The organism is Streptomyces sp. NPDC029292 (assembly GCF_055569295.1).
In genome coordinates this window covers 112,757-127,344 of record NZ_JBVHXR010000008.1, presented here as the reverse complement: position 1 = coordinate 127,344, position 14,588 = coordinate 112,757, and the positions used below count along the sequence as shown (strand labels likewise).

Genomic DNA, 14,588 nt, shown 5'->3' with positions numbered 1-14,588 from the left:
CAGCCATCACGGTCACACCTCCCTTTCCTCGCTCGGCCGACAACGGCGGCCACCGCCGCCGTGCGAACGACACCCAAGATAAAGACATCCGGACCGAGGCGCCACCGAATTACCGCGCCCCCGCCCACGTCCTGTCGCGCCCCCGCCCACGTCGCCTTGCCCTGCTTCCAGGTCAACGCCCGTGCGGCGCATGGGGACCCAGGATCTCCCCCGACCCTCGCCGGATCAGTTCGGTGGGCATGACGACGGTGCGGGACGGGGAGGTGTCCCCGTGGATGCGGGCGAACAGGAGATGGGCGGCGCTCGTCGCGAGCGCGACCGGGTCCTGGGCGATGACGGTGACCGGCGGAGTCAACTGCGCGGCCAGGGCGAAGTCGTCGAAGCTGAGAAACGCGATGTCGGGGGGCAGGACGGCCAGCGCCCCGAACGCGAGGACTTCATTGCCGGCCAGTACCGCCGTGGGGGGCTCGGGCGAGGAGAGGATCTCGGTGACGGCCCGGGCGGCGTCCGGGCCCGACCTCAGTCCCTGCCGGACGATCGCCGGGTCCGCGTCGATGCCCTCGGCCTCCAGCGCTGCCAGATAACCCCGGTGGCGTTCGCCGAAGGTCCAGATCTCCTGCTTGTCGCCGACGTAGCCGATGCGGCGGTGGCCGTGCGCGATCAGGTGGTGGACGGCCTCCTTCACCGCGCCGAAGTTGTCCACCACCACGGCGTCCGCATCCAGGCCGGGTGCCGCCCTGTCCACGCACACGATCTTGGTCCCTTGCTCCTGGGCCGAGCGCAGGAAGCGGTGGCTGCCCACGACCGGGGTGAGGATCAGCCCGTCGACGCGGCGAGCGGTGAAGGCCGCGATGACCTCCCGTTCCCGGCGCAGGTCGGCACGGCTGGAGCCGATGAGCACCATGCTGCCGCGCTGGCGGGCGACGTCCTCGGCGGCCGATGCGACGGCGGCCATGAAGGGGTCGGCGACGTTGTCGACCATCAGCCCGATGGTCTGGCTCAACTGATCGGTGCGGCGCAGTTGGCGGGCCACGTCGTCGCGCTGGTAGCCCAACTTGCGGACCGCGGCCTCGACTCGCGCGGCGGTCTGTGGCGCCACGCCCGCATCGCCGTTGACGACCCGGGACACCGTCATCACGCTGACGCCCGCTTCCGCGGCTACGTCTTTCATCCTGGGCCGCGTGGCCACGCCGCGTCCTCCCAGATCTCATCCGGTGCGACCGGCATTGTGGTGCCGACGGTGTCCGCACAACTTCCCGTTCGTACCCGACCCTTGACGCCCACCCACGGGCCTCCCAGAATCGACGAGCTGTTAACGATACCAACCAGAAGGCACCACATGGCCTCTGCAAGGGAACCACTTCTCACGGCACATGGCGTGGTCAAGCGTTTCGGCCACGTCCAGGCGCTCCAGGGCGCCGATTTCACGGCGTACCCCGGAGAGGTCGTAGCGCTGATCGGTGACAATGGCGCCGGCAAGTCGACTTTGGTGAACGTACTGTCGGGCGTGATCGTCCCTGACGGCGGCGAAGTCCGCCTGGAAGGGGTGCCGGTTCGGTTCGCCGGGCCAATGGACGCGCAGCGCCGCGGCGTTGAGACCGTCTACCAGGATCTGTCGTTGGCACCCGATCTGGATGCGGCGGCCAATCTGTACCTCGGCAGGGAGCTCCTGCGCGGTGGCCTGCTCGGCCGCCTGGGCGTCCTTGACCGACCCGCGATGCGACGGCAGGCGGTCAAGGCGTTCGCCGAACTCGGCGTCGAACTCAAGGACGTGACGGCAGCTGTGACAACGTTGTCGGGAGGGCAGCGTCAGTCCGTGGCCGTGGCTCGCGCGGTCGCGTTCGCCAACAAGGTCATCTTCATGGACGAGCCGACCGCCGCTCTGGGTGTCGTGCAGCGCGCCCGCGTCCTGGAGACCGTGCGAAGGGTCGCCGACCAGGGCATCTGCGTGGTGCTGATCAGCCACAACATGCCCGAGGTGCTGTCGGTGGCGGACCGGGTCGAGGTGCTGCGGCTGGGTCGACGGGTCGCCTCGTTCACCGCGGCCGACACCACGATCGAGGAACTCGTCGGGGCCATGACCGGATCGCTGGACGGCGCCGCGCCGACGAACGGAGCCCTCGGCCCGGCCGGTGCGACGGAATCGGAGGACGGGCGATGACCGCCGACAGCCAGGAAACCCAGCCGGCCGCACCGGTGCAGGATCCGCCCCGGTCCGCCAGTGGAGGGATCGCCGTACCCACATGGCTGCGGCGGGCGGCCTCGATCAGTGAACTGTGGACTTTCGTGATCCTCGCGGCGCTGGTCGCGTTCTTCACCATCGCCGCTCCCGGCAAGTTCTTCACCACGTACGACCTCACGCAGATCGCCGTCAACGCGGCCATCTACCTGGTTCTCGGCGTCGGCATGACGTACGTGATCATCACCGCGGGCATCGACCTGTCGATCGGCTCGGTCCTGGTCCTGGCCGCGGTGGCCGCGGGCGAATACAACATCCACCACGGCGGGCCCACCGCCGGCTGGGGCACGGTGGCGGTCTGTGTCCTCATCGCTCTTGCCGTCGGCACCGCGTGGGGCGCGTTGCAGGGAGCGGTGGTGGCGACCGGGAAGGTGCCCCCGCTGATCGTGACGCTCGGCGGCCTGGGCGCGGCGCTGGGGCTGGCCGAACTCGCCACCGGCGGCCAGGATCCGGCCGGTGCGGCCGCCGCCCACCTGCAGAACAGCCTCGGCTTCGGCAAGGTGCTCGGCATCCCGTGGATGGTGATCCTCGCCGCGGTGGTCACCGCCCTGTTCGGCGCGCTGCTCGGCGGTACGAAGTTCGGCAACTACACCCTGGCGATCGGATCCAACCCGACCGCCGTACGGCGCGCGGGCATCCCGGTGGGGCGGCACCTGATCAAGGTGTACGGGCTGATGGGCCTGCTGGCCGGACTGGGCGCGGTGATGTGGCTGGCCTCGTACGGCACGACATCCATCGCCGGACACTCCACCGACAACCTGAAGGTGATCACCGCCGTGGTCCTCGGCGGTACCAGCCTGTTCGGTGGGCGCGGATCGGTGCTGGGCACCGTCATCGGCGTGTTCATCCCCGCGGTGCTCACGACCGGACTGATCGTCATCGGCGTCCAGCAGTACTGGCAGGACGTCGCGGTGGGCGTCGTGCTGGTCGCGGCCGTCTACATCGACCAGATGCGCAGGAGGACCCGAGAGCGCGCATGACCACCCCGTCCGCCGCAACGCATGACCACCTCCATCCGCCTCAACACCCCACGTGTGCCGAAACAGCAAGCCCACGCTAAGGAGAACACCGTTATGCCGAGCATTCGCAGCAAGCGCAGGGTCCTGGTCGCCGCAGGTGCCGTGCTGGCCCTCGCCGGCGCCGCCGCATGCAGCTCGTCGAGCGACAGCGGAAGTTCGGGGTCGGCGGGCGGCGCCGCCGGCAAGAAAGTCAGGCTGATCACCGGTGTGAAGAGCGATCCCTTCTACATCACCATGAAGTGCGCCGCGCAGACCGAGGCCAAGGCCAAGGGCATGGACTTCACCGCCGACGGTTCCGCGCAGTGGGACGTGTCGGTCCAGCGCCCCCTTCTCGACTCCGTCGCGGCGGCCCGGCCCGACGGGCTGATGATCTCGCCGGTCGACACCAGCGCGCTCACCCCTTCGCTCAAGCAGATCCAGTCGTCCGGAACCAAGGTCGCGCTCGTGGACACCACGGTCAGCGACTCGTCGATCGGCATCACCCGCATCTCGTCCGACAACGAGAAGGGCGGACGGGTGGCCGCCGACGCGCTCGCCAAGCTGATGAACGAGAAGGGCTCGGCCATCGTGATCAGCGTCAAGCCCGGCGTCTCCACCACCGACGCCCGGATCAAGGGCTTCACCGAGGAGATGGCCAAGTATCCGAAGATCAAGCTGCTGCCCACCCTCTACGACAACGACCTGCCGGCCACCGCGGCCTCCCAGATCCAGTCGACGCTGGCGGCCCACCCCGACCTGGGAGGCGTCTTCGCGGGCAACACCAACACCGGCCAGGGCATCGCCACCGGCCTCAAGCAGGCCGGCAAGCAGGGCACCGTGAAGGTCGCCGCCTTCGACGCCGAACCCGACGAGATCGCCGCGCTCAAGGCGGGCACCCTGCAGGTCCTGGTCGCCCAGGATCCGGCGGCGATCGGCAAGGAGGCCGTCGACCAGCTCGCCGCCGCCTTCGAGGGCAAGGCCGTCAGCAAGTCGGTCGGCACCAACATGGTCGCCATCACCAAGGCCAACATGAACGAACCCGCGATCAGCAAGTACTTCTACAAGTCGGGCTGCTGACCGGCGCACAGCGACCGGGTGGACCCCGCTCTTCCGCTCATCCGGCGGGTCCACCCGGTGTGCCCGGAGCCGTCGTCACGGGCAGGACTTGACCACTTTCATGTCGGTCACCTCGGTCAAGGCGATGACCCACCGGGTACGGCGGGGCAGGCCGAGGCCTCGTCGGTGCCGGACCGGGTCGTCTCCTCGTACATTCCGACGCTCACGGCGCTGCGCCGGGCGCGGGACGGCGACGCGGGCCGCGGCGCCTTCGGTGGGCTGCTGGCCGTCGGCATGCCGGAGACTCCCGACAGGTCGGTGGTGCGCACCGGCGTCGTCAGCCGGCCGTCGCGCAACTCCCGCCGTTCAGTGTGAAGTTGTCCGGCGATGTGTTCTTGTCGTGCCAGGAGGCGAGGAAGCCGACGGCGAAGGAGCCGCCGGCCTGGACGGTCTTGTTGTAGTCGGCGGCGGTGGTGGTCACCCGGGAGTCGTGCTGGACGAAGGTGCCGTCCCACATCTGGCTGACGCGCTGGCCGTCGTCGAAGGTCCAGGCGACGTCCCAGGTGGCGAGGGCCTTGGCGGAGGTGACGGTGACGGTGGCCTGGAAGCCGTCCGGCCACTGATTGACGATCTCGTACTTGACCTCGCAGGACCCGCTCTTCGTGGGGCTCGCCGAGCTGTCGCCCGTGTGGGCCGGGGACGAGGACGTGCCCTGGGGTTCGGTGTCGGGGTTCGTGGTGTCGGGGTTCGTGGTGTCGCCGTTCGCCGACTCCGACGGGTCGGGGGGCGAGACCAGCGAGCCCGCGGGGCGGGTGGTGGCCGAGGGGGACGACGGGGCCGGGTCGGCCACCGGCTGCCGGTCCGCCGAGTCGCCGCGCGCGGAGGCTCCTCCGTCCGTGGAACCGCCGAAGGGCATCAGCGAGACCGCGAGGGCGAGCGCCGACACGATGACCGCCGCGACCAGTAAACCCGTGCGGCCTATGCGGGGCCCGGCCACCTTGCCCTCGGCGATGCCGGTGTCCACGGTCGCGTCGGTACGGCCGCCCGCCAGGCCGGCCTCGGCGGCCCGGCGCCGGCGCTCCAGATACGCGAGGCCGCCCCAGCCGATCACCCCGCCCGCGAGCGCCGCGGGCAGCCCGCCGCCGTGCAGCCGCAGACAGGCGGCCGCCTCCGAGCACTCCACGCAGCGGGCGAGATGCCGCGAGAGGTCCTCGGGCGTCTCTGCGCCGGGCGAGCGGGTGACCGCGTCGAGCAGCCGGGCGTAGCTGCGGCAGTTGGCGTCCATCGGTGTGTCGAGGTGATTGCGATGGCACCGGTCCCTGAACAGCGCCCGCACCTGGGCGAGTTCCTCGCTGGCGGCCGCCGGGTCGAGGCCGAGCCGCCGGGCCACCGCGGGCAACGGCAGCGCCTCGACCTCGGCCAGCCACAGCAGCGCCGCGTCCGGTTCCTGCATGTCCCTGAGGCCGCGCAGCGCCAGCGGGCGGTGCAGCGGCGGCCCGGTGTAGCGGGCGGCCTTCTCGGAGTTGAGCCACAGCCTGAGGTCGGGGTCGAGGCGGTGGCCCTGCCCGTGCGCCTCCCAGACGGCGGCCGTGGTCCGAACCGACGTCAGCAGCAAGGGAATTCGGGGCAACCGGAGTGTCCTGCGTCCGGTGCTCCTCGTTCCCGCATCGACGGCGCGCGCCTCACGAATGCCGTGCGTGAACGCCTCGGTGGCCAGCTGGGTGGCCCCGGCGGAGCCGGACGTGCACAGATCGGCGTACGACAGGACCGCGTCCCAGCACTCCGAGAACAGCGCGGCCTCGGCGGCGTCCTGGGGGGTCGGCAGGTCGGGCATGGGGGCTCCTGCATCCGCTGCTTTCATGTGCGAAGTCATGCAATTCCCAACTCGGCATCGACACAAGGGAGTTGGGGACCCGTCTCACGACGGTGCCCGAGCCTTTCACGGTTCCCACACAACTGACAAGCGACGTATTCAAATGATGCGGCAAGCGGTTGCATCGCACCGCTTGTGCGGTGCGATGCATGCCATGCGATGCCATGCGCTGCGATGTGCTTCGGCCTTGCAGGTCGCCCAGTCGCCGGCGTCCCGAGTGTTGTACGCAAGGAAGGCCGGGACGTCTCGATTCCCGTCGACATTGACGGGACTCTCGATGCCGCCGTCCGGCGAGCGCGGTGGTGTCCACGACCCGGCGGCGGGTGGGCGGCCGGTGCCGTGGCGGGCGCCACCGACCCGCCCGCGGGTCGGTGGCCAGGATGCGGGCCGGCACCACGGGATCGGCATCCGGGACGACTCCCTGCCCGGGGTGACACCCCTCAATGTCCGGCGGCGCGGATTACACCCGGGTGCCTTCTTCCGCCGGAAGACTGTCCATGAAGGAGCTGACGGAGAACACCGCTCGCCCGGGGCCGGGCTCGCCGTATCCGGGCGGCGAGGAGAGGCCGAAGTCCTCCATCGTGGAGCGGTAGGCCTCCAGGAGGCGGATGTGGTACTCCAGCGGCGCGCCCTGCGGGTTGGCCTTGCCGAGCGGGGTGGTCGGCTCCGGGCACCAGGTGGTGAAGCGGGGCGTGATGCCGTGCGACATGAAGAAGCGCAGGCCCTCGGTCGTCGACGCGATGGCCTCGTCGACCGTCGTGAAGCCGAAGGGCTCGGCCATCTCCACGCCCGCCACGAAGTTGGGGATGACATTGCGGGGGCCGAAGATCTCCGCCGAGTCGAGGATGCGCTTGTGCCACTCGTCGCGGCCGACGTAGCGCTCCTTGCCGGGGCAGTACAGCTCGAAGAGCCGCCGGTCCCACACCTCATAGTTGGGGTGGTAGATCTGCACCCCGTAGTCCTTGAAGCGCTGCACGTCGTCCCGGGGCAGCGCCTGCGCGACGACCTTGCCGATCCAACGCCCCGGGAAGCGCTCCTCGATGGCCTTGGCGTAGTGCCCGTAGAAGTCGGCCTCGTCGCGCCCCTGCAGCTTCGAGGTGATCGCACCACCGGTGAGGGTGTACGCGGTGGACGCCTTCGCGGTGTCGTACCGGTCGATGATCTCCAGCGCTTCGAGGACCTCTTCGACGTCCTTGACGCCGGTGTACGGGCGTCCGGCCGCCTTGTGCTGGCGCCAGTTGTGGTTGATGTCGCAGTACTGGCACTCCTCCTTGGCGCCGAAGTACTGGCAGACGCGGAAGACGGTGAGGTAGATGAGATACCCCCACTGGATCGTCGGGGCCACCTCCATCACGGACTTCCCGTTGGAGAGGGTGTGCCGGTAGTACTCGGGCATCGGCGGCACCCCGACGTCCGAGATCCGCTTCCCGTCGAGGTAGAGCCCGAGCATCCCGTCCGGGTCCGCCGCCACCCGGTACGGCGAGGCCGGATTCACGCGCACGGACACCACGGTCCGCCGCAGGTCGTACGGGCCGCCCGTGAGGATGATCTCCTCGGGCGGTCGCCGCAGCGCCGCCTCGCCCAGCTCGGGCAGGGTGCCGTGGTCGAAGGAGAAGATGAAGTACGACTTCGGCTTGACGTCCCCGTCCTCGTTGTCGGAGAGCGCCGAATCGTCGAAGGCCACTCCCCCACGGAGCAGGTCCTCCTTGAAGACCGCTTCGCGCGGCACGTGCGGAAACCGCTCCATCAGATCCTCGACCAGCGCGGTGCGGCTGCCCATCCCGTTCTCCTCGCTCCCGGCTCGCGTCCGGTGACTCCCGGCTCTGTGCTCGACTCCTCACGGTATGCCCCTGCCTGGGCGTCAGCCGTGCCGGGTCCCCTCGCGCCGCGCGATGTGCGCCGGAGGGGCCAGCTCCGGCGGCAGCAGCCGGTCGGGCTCGGGCGCGCCCCAGGTCGAGGCCAGCGGCAGGGTCCCGGCCCACAGGCCCAGTGCGGCGTCGGGCCCGTCCCCGTCGTCCGGAGCGCCTGTACGGATCTTCACCGAGGCCTCCTGGAGGGACAGCGCGAGCAGGGTGGTCGCGGCCAGCTCCTTGCGGCTGGGCCTGCGCGCGTAGTCCCACTGACCGGGCGTGGCGTGCTCGGTGAGCCGCCGCAGACCTTCGGCCTTCTCCTCCGGGTCGGTGACCTTGCGCGGCACGCCGTGGATCATCGCGCTCCGATAGTTCACCCCATGCTCGAACACGGACCGCGCGAGCACGAGCCCGTCCACATGCGTGACGGTGACACACACGGGCGCCGACCCGGAAAGACTCCGGCTGGCCACCGAGCCGTGCACGTAAAGCTGCGTCTCGTCCCGCCCGTACACGGTCGGCACGACGACCGGCCGCCCCTCGACGATCACTCCGAGATGGCAGATGAATCCCGCGTCGAGGATGGCGTCGAGGTCGGCGCGATCGAGGCTGCCCTGCTCGCGGAGGCGGCGGTGGCGAGTGAGGTCGGTTTCAGGGAGGGGGCCGTACGTCATGGGCAAGAAGCTACCGATATCGCATGCAAGGCGCCACAAATTGACGACATCAGTCACGCATGAGCCACGAGACAACGAAATCCGCAGCACCCTGCGGGACCTGCTCAAGCTCCATCTGGAGGACGACCACTAGGCGCATGCGGACCGGATGGCCCTGTCCCCGGGGTCGGCCCCGCGTCACGGTGCCCACATGGCAGCAGGTGCGTGGAAGTGCGCGGGACGGGTGAACTTCGGCGTCGCTCGACAACGAGGAGCCGCCCCCGGTCCAGTGATCCAACGCCCGCCCGCGGAACTTCCCGTCACGCCGCCCGCCCCAGCCCGTCACGGTCCACCCGAAAGGCCAACTCACGCCCTGCGAGCAGCCGTTCGACTTCCTCCACCACCGTGAGGCCGAGCCGGGCGACCTCGTTCCCCTGGGATCCCGCGAGGTGCGGAGTGATGAACGCGTTGGGGAGGTCGTAGAGCGGGGAGTCGGGGGGCAGCGGCTCGGGGTCGGTGACGTCGAGGATGGCGCTGAGTCGGGCGGCGCGCAGCTCGTCGGTGAGGGCGTCGTGGTCGACGAGCGCGCCGCGCGAGGTGTTGATGAGCACCGACCCGGTGGGCATCAGGGCGAGTTCGCGGCGGCCGATCATGTGCCGGGTCTCGGCGGTCTGCGGGGCGTGGACGGTCACGATGTCGCTGCCGCCGAGCAGGTCGTCGAGCGGCAGCAGGGGGACACCGAGTGCGGCGGCCCCGGCCTCGTCGACGTACGGGTCGGCGAGGCTCACCCGCAGATCGAAGGGCCGCAGCAGCTCGATGAGCCGTCGGCCGATGCGGGAGGCTCCGACGATGCCCACACGGCGGCCGAAGTTGCCGATGCCCGGCACGATCTCCCCGTACGGGAAGGCGCGTTCGGTACGGAGGCGGTCCCGGTATGTGAAGAGGTCCTTGCCCGTGAGCAGGATCATGGCGAGCGTGTACTCGGCCACGGGCAGCGCGTTGGCCCCGGCCGCCGACGAGACGACGAGCCCGCGCCCCCAGACCGCGGGCGTGGTGAAACTCTTGACGGAACCGGCGGCGTGCAGCACGGCACGCAGTTTCGGCGCCGCGTCCAGCGTGGCCTCGTCGAGCTTCGGGCAGCCCCAGCCGGTGATCAGGATCTCGGTCCTGGCGAGGACTTCGCGCACCCGTGGATCGGTGAAGTCCTCGGCCACCAGAGCGGGATCGATTTCTACGGCGTCACGCAGACGGGCCAGCACCTCCGGAGGGAAGATCTGCGGCACATTCTGCGCGGACATGGCGAATACAGCCTGAGGACGCTCGGGCAAGAGAGGTGACCTTCCGGCTCGGTGACTCCACTGATAGCAACCGGTCTCTACGGTAGGTGCGGCCGAGCGAGAGGGTCAATGGACGGGGCGGTGAGGCGACGGGAGGGTCCGTGAGGAGACGGGAGCGTCCGTGGGTGGACGGGAGCGTCGGTGGGGTGACCCGGGCGGGTCGACCCGCCCCGGACATCGCGAGGTAGTTTCCCCAGGTGGCATCACACGGGCCGCGAACGGCAATTTCCCGGGGAGGGACGACAGGGATGACCGAGACCCTGACCAACTGGGCCGGCAACATCACGTACACCGCCAAGGAGCTGCACCGGCCGCACTCCCTCGACGCGCTCGGCGCGCTGGTCGCGGACAGCGCGCGGGTGCGCGTCCTGGGCAGCGGGCACTCGTTCAACGAGATCGCCGAGCCGGGCGGCGACGGCGTCCTGCTCTCGTTGACCGCGCTGCCGCCCGCCGTGGACGTCGACACGACGGCCCGTACGGTACGGGTCGCGGGCGGCGTCCGGTACGCCGAACTCGCCCGCCGGGTGCACGAGCACGGGTTCGCGCTGCACAACATGGCGTCCCTGCCGCACATCTCCGTGGCGGGCTCGGTGGCGACCGGCACGCACGGCTCGGGGATCACGAACGGTTCGCTCGCCTCCGCCGTACGCGAGGTCGAGCTGGTCACGGCCGACGGCTCGACCGTGATGATCGGCCGGGGCGACGAGCGTTTCGACGGCGCCGTGACCTCGCTGGGCGCGCTCGGTGTCGTCACCGCGCTCACCCTCGACCTGGAGCCGGACTTCGAGGTGAGCCAGCACGTCTTCACCGAACTCCCCCTCGCCGGGCTGGACTTCGAGTCGGTGGCGGCGACGGCGTACAGCGTGAGTCTGTTCACCGACTGGGGGCGGCCGGGCTTCCGGCAGGTGTGGCTGAAGCGACGCACCGACCAGTCGCTGCCGGAGTTCCCGTGGGCCGCGCCCGCCACCGAGGCGATGCACCCCGTGCCGGGAATGCCGGCGGAGAACTGCACCGAGCAGTTCGGTGTCCCCGGGCCGTGGCACGAGCGACTCCCGCATTTCCGGGCCGAGTTCACCCCGAGCAGCGGGGCCGAGCTCCAGTCCGAGTATCTGCTGCCGCGCTCGGACGCCCTGGCCGCACTGCACGCCCTCGACGAGATCCGCGCGACGATCGCGCCGGTGCTCCAGATCTGTGAGGTGCGCACCGTCGCCGCCGACCGCCAGTGGCTGAGCCCGGCGTACGGGCGGGACACCGTCGCCCTGCACTTCACCTGGATCGAGGACACGGAGGCCGTGCTGCCGGTGGTACGGCGCGTGGAGGAGGCGCTGGAGCCGTTCGATCCCCGGCCGCACTGGGGCAAGGTGTTCACGGTGCCTTCGGCGGTGCTGCGCGGGCGGTACCCGCGGCTGGGCGAGTTCCGGGCACTGGCCGATTCCCTCGACCCCGCGGGCAAGTTCACCAACACCTTCGTACGGAACTTTCTCTACCCCCTTTCCTAACCCCTTGTCGAAAGTCCGCCCCAGGCCATAGCCTTGCGCCGCGCCGCGGCCGCCGAGCGCCCCGCCATGGGCCGCCGTGGCCCCGCTGTGGGGCGCAGTGAACCTGTCGTGGTTCGGAGGGATCGAGGTGGCACATCCGGTGAAGCGCACATCACGCGACATCCGCACCGCGAACCGCTATGAGGTACTTCGCCAGATCATCGCCGAATCTCCCACCTCACGGCAGGAGTTGGCGGCCGCCACCGGGCTCAGCCTGGCCACGGTCGCCACGCTCGTCGGTGAGCTGCTCGACCTCGGGATGCTGACCGAGGTCGGGTTCGAGGACTCCGCGGGGGGCCGCCCTCGGGGACTCGTGGCCGTCAACGCGTCGGGGGGCGCGTTGATCGGCGTCGACATCGCGGAGACGTACGTCCGCGTCGAGCTGTTCGACCTCGCACTGAACGTGCTGGCCCGCGCCGACGAGGACATGCGCCCCGGTGAGAGCCGCCCGGAGCAGGTCGTCGGGCATGTCGCGGCGGCCGTCGGCTCGGTGGTCGCGCAGGCCGGGGTCGAGGGCGCGCGCGTCCTCGGCGTCGGGGTGAGCGTGCCGGGTCAGGTGGACCGCGAGGGCGGTGTCTCCGAGTACGCCCCGAACTGGGACTGGCACGATGTGCCGCTGCTCGATCTGCTCGCCGAGCACATCGCCTACCCGCTGTACCTCGACAATCCGTTGCGCGCCTGCGCGGTCGCCGAGCTCTGGTTCGGCGCGGCGCGCGGGCGCGGTGACGCCGTGGTCGTCAATCTGGGCACGGGAGTTGGCGCCGGGCTCACGCTGGGCGGCGGGCTGCACCGCGGGGTCAGCAACAGCGCGGGCGAATGGGGCCATACGACGCTGGTGCTGGACGGCCGGCTGTGCCACTGCGGCAACCACGGGTGCGTGGAGACGTACGTCGGGGCACCCGGAATCATGCTGAACCTGCGGGAGTTGAGCCCGCGCAGCACCCTGCTGCACCCCGAGGACCAGACCGCCACGATCAACGCGCTCGCCCGGGGTGTCGCCGCGCAGGATCCCGTGGCGCTCAAGGTCGTGCGGGACACCGCCCGTTACCTCGGTGCCGGCATCTCCGACCTGGTGAACCTCCTCAACCCCGAGGTGGTCGTGCTCAGCAGCTGGGTCGCGGCCACGCTCGGCGAGCCGCTGCTGCACGAGGTGCGCGAGGCCGTCTCCCGGCACGCGCTGCGCCGCCCGCTCGCCGCCACCGAGATCGTCCTCTCCCCCATCCCCACCGATCCGGTCTGCCTGGGCGCCGCGACGTTCGCCCTCGAGGGAGCCCTCACCTCAGTGGGCCAGAAACCCGCGGGCGGCAGGACCGCCCCGCGTCGCACCGCCACCCCGGCAAGGAGCCGTACAGCACCGCCTTCGTGACGCATGACGACGGAAGGGATGCACTTGGCTGCCTCCCCACTCGTGCATGAGGGCGGATTCCTACGGCTCGCGCCATGGGGTTTCCCGCTTCGTCGCCGACTGCCCGCCCGGAGTGCTCCGTTGAGGATCAGTGATGCCAACGGGGCCTGGTCCAGGCAGTAACAAGCAGGAGCGCCCACAGAGGTGAGTTGAGGGCTGCGGGCCGCTGCTGCGGCGGCCCGCATGCCGCCATGTCCGGTATCCCGAACCCTCCACAACACTTCGAACAGGCTTCGTCCAACCCCTTGCCGAAGGCTTAGCCGAAGGTTAACGTCCCGCACCGCAGCACGAATTGAGCCATCACCGACTCAGCGACTGAGCCGCAGCCGTACTCGAGACAAGGACGTCAGCATGTCGGCAATGAGCAGCAGCAACTGGGACCGTCGATCCGTACTGCGGGCCGCCGCGGGCCTCGCCGCCCTCGGCCCGCTGGCCGCGTGCGGCAGCAACAACGGGCGTTCCGGAGGCGGGAGTTCGGGCAAGAGCCTGGTTCAGTACTTCCACGCGTACGGTGAGGCCGGCACCGAGCAGGCCATCAAGAAGTACGCGAAGGCCTACGACAAGGCCAACGTGACCACGCAGTGGATCACCGGCTCCAACTTCGAGAGCAAGCTCTTCGCCTCGCTGCTCACCAAGAACGCGCCCGACCTCTTCGAGTTCCACCCGCAGATCCAGCTCGTCAAGAGCGGCCAGGTGGCGGACCTGAGCGACATCATCAACCCGGTCAAGGACGACTTCAACCCGGCCGACATCGCGTCGCACACGGTGGACGGCAAGATATACGGCGTCCGGATGATCGACGACCCGCAGTTCTTCTTCTACCGGCCCTCGCTGCTGGAGAAGGCGGGCGTCAAGGTCCCGACCACGCTCGACGAGCTGATCGAGGCGGCCGCCAAGCTCACCACCGACAAAGTCAAGGGCCTGTTCCTCGGCAACGACCTGCACGCGGTCATCAACCCGCTGATCTGGTCGGCCGGCGCCGACACCCTCGACGACAAGAACCAGATCGCCTACCACACCGACGGGGTCAAGGAAGGCCTCAAGAAGATGCGCAAGCTCTTCACCAGCGGCGACCTGCTCCTCGACGCCCCGGCCGACTACTGGGACCCGTCCGCGATCAACCAGGGCCTGTGCGCCATCCAGTTCTGCGGCATGTGGGCCATGCCGCAGATGCAGAAGACGCTCGGCGACGACATCGGCGTCTTCGCCTTCCCGCAGGTCACCGACAGCGGCAAGCCCTCCGTCTACAACGGCGGCTGGTCGATGTTCGTCAACGCCAAGGGCAAGAACGTCGACCTGGCCAAGGAGTACGTGAAGTGGCTGTGGATCGAGCAGAAGAAGTACCAGGAGGACTGGTCGCTGTCGTACGGCTTCCACATCCCGCCGCGCTCCTCCCTCGCCGCGTCCGCCACCAAGCTCAAGTCGGGCCTGCCCGCTGAGGGCGTCAAGCTCTTCAACGAGTACGGGCACTTCGACAACATCGGCTGGACCCAGTCCATGATCACCGCGCTGGAGGACGTCTTCGCCAACTGCGTCCGCAAGGGCGGGGACCCGGAGGCCGCTCTCGACAAGGCCGACACGACCGTCAACCGCGAGCTCAAGAAGCTCTTCGGATAGACCGACGGACGGGTAGCCACGA

General features: G+C 69.8%; 12 protein-coding genes. 7 read left to right on the top strand and 5 right to left on the bottom strand.

The features are described 5' to 3' along the window. Nucleotides 1–172: 172 nt before the first annotated feature. Entirely contained in the window at nucleotides 173–1,171 is a 999-nt protein-coding gene (locus tag ACZ4WS_RS19345) for a LacI family DNA-binding transcriptional regulator (RefSeq protein WP_467981888.1), read from the bottom strand. 207 nt (nucleotides 1,172–1,378) lie between these two features. On the opposite strand from ACZ4WS_RS19345, the gene ACZ4WS_RS19340 reads away from it, so the two are divergent. The 4 genes from ACZ4WS_RS19340 (at nucleotide 1,379) to ACZ4WS_RS19325 (ending at nucleotide 4,668) form a co-directional block, all read left to right on the top strand. Continuing rightward, the gene (locus tag ACZ4WS_RS19340) at nucleotides 1,379–2,161 is read left to right on the top strand and encodes an ATP-binding cassette domain-containing protein (RefSeq protein WP_467982244.1); all 783 of its coding nucleotides are present in this window, start codon (nucleotides 1,379–1,381) and stop codon (nucleotides 2,159–2,161) included. Continuing rightward, on the top strand, nucleotides 2,158–3,219 hold the full coding sequence (locus ACZ4WS_RS19335) for an ABC transporter permease (protein ID WP_467981886.1): 1,062 nt from the start codon (nucleotides 2,158–2,160) through the stop codon (nucleotides 3,217–3,219). The genes ACZ4WS_RS19340 and ACZ4WS_RS19335 overlap by 4 nt, the downstream gene beginning before the upstream one ends. Nucleotides 3,220–3,312: 93 nt before the next feature. Beyond that, nucleotides 3,313–4,314 carry an ABC transporter substrate-binding protein gene (locus ACZ4WS_RS19330; protein WP_467981885.1) on the top strand — a complete coding sequence of 334 codons (1,002 nt, stop codon included), beginning with the start codon at nucleotides 3,313–3,315 and terminating at the stop codon, nucleotides 4,312–4,314. Between the two features lie 18 nt (nucleotides 4,315–4,332). Next, complete coding sequence (locus ACZ4WS_RS19325) at nucleotides 4,333–4,668, top strand: hypothetical protein (RefSeq protein WP_467981883.1); 336 nt, start codon at nucleotides 4,333–4,335, stop codon at nucleotides 4,666–4,668. On the opposite strand, the gene ACZ4WS_RS19320 is transcribed toward ACZ4WS_RS19325, so the two are convergent. From ACZ4WS_RS19320 to ACZ4WS_RS19305, 4 genes are all read right to left on the bottom strand, one after another. Next, on the bottom strand, nucleotides 4,631–6,127 hold the full coding sequence (locus tag ACZ4WS_RS19320) for a cellulose binding domain-containing protein (protein WP_467981881.1): 1,497 nt from the start codon (nucleotides 6,125–6,127) through the stop codon (nucleotides 4,631–4,633). The two genes, ACZ4WS_RS19325 and ACZ4WS_RS19320, sit on opposite strands and share 38 nt — an antisense overlap. Nucleotides 6,128–6,626: 499 nt before the next feature. Beyond that, nucleotides 6,627–7,946: a radical SAM protein gene (locus ACZ4WS_RS19315; protein ID WP_467981879.1), complete on the bottom strand. Its 1,320-nt coding sequence runs from the start codon at nucleotides 7,944–7,946 to the stop codon at nucleotides 6,627–6,629. A gap of 81 nt (nucleotides 7,947–8,027) precedes the next feature. Next, nucleotides 8,028–8,690 (bottom strand): pyridoxamine 5'-phosphate oxidase family protein, encoded by a 663-nt coding sequence (locus ACZ4WS_RS19310; protein WP_467981878.1) that lies wholly within the window; start codon nucleotides 8,688–8,690, stop codon nucleotides 8,028–8,030. A gap of 299 nt (nucleotides 8,691–8,989) precedes the next feature. Beyond that, nucleotides 8,990–9,997: a hydroxyacid dehydrogenase gene (locus tag ACZ4WS_RS19305; protein ID WP_467981877.1), complete on the bottom strand. Its 1,008-nt coding sequence runs from the start codon at nucleotides 9,995–9,997 to the stop codon at nucleotides 8,990–8,992. A gap of 257 nt (nucleotides 9,998–10,254) precedes the next feature. On the opposite strand from ACZ4WS_RS19305, the gene ACZ4WS_RS19300 reads away from it, so the two are divergent. From ACZ4WS_RS19300 to ACZ4WS_RS19290, 3 genes are all read left to right on the top strand, one after another. Beyond that, the gene (locus ACZ4WS_RS19300; RefSeq protein WP_467981875.1) at nucleotides 10,255–11,505 is read left to right on the top strand and encodes an FAD-binding protein; all 1,251 of its coding nucleotides are present in this window, start codon (nucleotides 10,255–10,257) and stop codon (nucleotides 11,503–11,505) included. A 139-nt stretch (nucleotides 11,506–11,644) separates the two neighbouring features. Further along, nucleotides 11,645–12,910: an ROK family transcriptional regulator gene (locus ACZ4WS_RS19295; RefSeq protein WP_467981873.1), complete on the top strand. Its 1,266-nt coding sequence runs from the start codon at nucleotides 11,645–11,647 to the stop codon at nucleotides 12,908–12,910. Between the two features lie 390 nt (nucleotides 12,911–13,300). Further along, the gene (locus ACZ4WS_RS19290; RefSeq protein ID WP_467981871.1) at nucleotides 13,301–14,566 is read left to right on the top strand and encodes an ABC transporter substrate-binding protein; all 1,266 of its coding nucleotides are present in this window, start codon (nucleotides 13,301–13,303) and stop codon (nucleotides 14,564–14,566) included. Nucleotides 14,567–14,588 lie beyond the last annotated feature (22 nt).

What these genes read in the sequence shown, in the direction of transcription:
- ACZ4WS_RS19345 (WP_467981888.1), bottom strand. Translation starts at nt 1,171, where the DNA reads ATGAAAGACGTAGCCGCGGAAGCGGGCGTCAGCGTGATGACGGTGTCC.
- ACZ4WS_RS19310 (WP_467981878.1), bottom strand. Translation starts at nt 8,690, where the DNA reads ATGACGTACGGCCCCCTCCCTGAAACCGACCTCACTCGCCACCGCCGC.
- ACZ4WS_RS19300 (WP_467981875.1), top strand. Translation starts at nt 10,255, where the DNA reads ATGACCGAGACCCTGACCAACTGGGCCGGCAACATCACGTACACCGCC.
- ACZ4WS_RS19330 (WP_467981885.1), top strand. Translation starts at nt 3,313, where the DNA reads ATGCCGAGCATTCGCAGCAAGCGCAGGGTCCTGGTCGCCGCAGGTGCC.
- ACZ4WS_RS19335 (WP_467981886.1), top strand. Translation starts at nt 2,158, where the DNA reads ATGACCGCCGACAGCCAGGAAACCCAGCCGGCCGCACCGGTGCAGGAT.
- ACZ4WS_RS19290 (WP_467981871.1), top strand. Translation starts at nt 13,301, where the DNA reads ATGTCGGCAATGAGCAGCAGCAACTGGGACCGTCGATCCGTACTGCGG.
- ACZ4WS_RS19315 (WP_467981879.1), bottom strand. Translation starts at nt 7,946, where the DNA reads ATGGGCAGCCGCACCGCGCTGGTCGAGGATCTGATGGAGCGGTTTCCG.
- ACZ4WS_RS19320 (WP_467981881.1), bottom strand. Translation starts at nt 6,127, where the DNA reads ATGCCCGACCTGCCGACCCCCCAGGACGCCGCCGAGGCCGCGCTGTTC.